This window comes from Cellulomonas citrea (assembly GCF_009829685.1).
GTDB lineage: Bacteria > Actinomycetota > Actinomycetes > Actinomycetales > Cellulomonadaceae > Cellulomonas > Cellulomonas citrea.
The window spans coordinates 1-1,142 of sequence record NZ_VWSD01000309.1 but is presented as its reverse complement, the minus strand read 5'-3'; the positions used below and the strand labels follow the sequence as shown (position 1 = coordinate 1,142).

At 78.9% G+C, this 1,142-nt stretch carries 2 pseudogenes; both read left to right on the top strand.

Features of this window, described 5'->3' with window-relative positions:
* A pseudogene (locus F2B26_RS16385) lies at nt 1-680 on the top strand (hypothetical protein); the annotation flags it as partial.
* A pseudogene (locus F2B26_RS16380) lies at nt 644-1,142 on the top strand (hypothetical protein); the annotation flags it as partial. The pseudogenes F2B26_RS16385 and F2B26_RS16380, both read left to right, overlap by 37 nt.

Here is a 1,142-nt window from a genome sequence, read left to right as displayed (position 1 = left end):
CCGCGCCACCGGCGGGCGTCCCCGGCCCCGACCGCGACCCGACCGCCCGGGCCCGCACCGCCCTCGACGAGGCGGTCGCGGCCACGACGGGCGCGACCCACCGGCGCCTCGTCGCCCGTGCGGCCGCCCTGCGCAGCGCGATCGACGGCGCACCGGCTGCCCCGTCGAGCCCGCCGTTCGCGGTGCACGGCGACCTGCACGTCGGCCAGGTGCTGCGCGCCGCGGGCCGGTACTGGGTGGTCGACCTGGACGGCGACCCGCAGATCGGGCCCTGGCTGGACCACGGCGCACGCGACCTGGCGCACCTGCTCGTGAGCGTGGACACCGTCGCCCGCGTCGTGCAGCGCCGGCTCGGCGCACCCGACCCCCGCGCGCTCGCCTGGGCCGACCAGGCCCGCCACCAGCTGCTCGACGCCTACCGCACCGGCCTGGCGCAGGCAGAACGGGCCGACCTGCTCGACGAGCGCCTGCTGCCCGCGTTCGAGGCCGAGCAGGTGCTGCGCGAGCTGCTCTATGCCGCCCACTACCTGCCGCGCTGGACCTACGCCGGCGAGGGCGCCCTGCTCGCCCGCTACCCCGCCGCCCGCACGCACCCGTGCGGGACCTGCACCGACCCCGCCTGCGGGACCGACGAGGAGGAACCGTGGACACCGCCGCCTTTCGCGCCGACCTCGAGCTGATCGGTGCGCACCTGCGCGACCTCGCCCCGGTGCTGCCCACGATCGAGCCGCTGCCGGACCGCCCGACCCTGGTGCTCGGCATGGGGTCGAGCCGGTACGCCGCCGACCCGGTGGTGCGCGCCGTGCGGGCCGGCGGGCGCACCGTGGCCGCCGACCTCGCCTCGCTGGCCCGGCCGCTGCCTGCCGGGACGCAGGTGGTCGCCGTCTCCGCGACCGGCACGAGCGCCGAGGTGCTGGCAGCGGTCGAGGGCCTCGACCCGGCCGATCTGGTGGCCGTGACGAACACCCCGGCCTCCCCGCTCGCCGCCGCCGCGGGGCGTGTGGTCGACCTGGCCGCGGGCGTCGAACGCTCGGGCGTCGCCTGCCGGACGTTCCGGCACACGGTGCTCGTGCTGCTCGCGCTGCTGCGCGCCACCGGCACCCCCGACCCAGCGGCGCTGGCCCGCCGCGCCGCCGACGTGA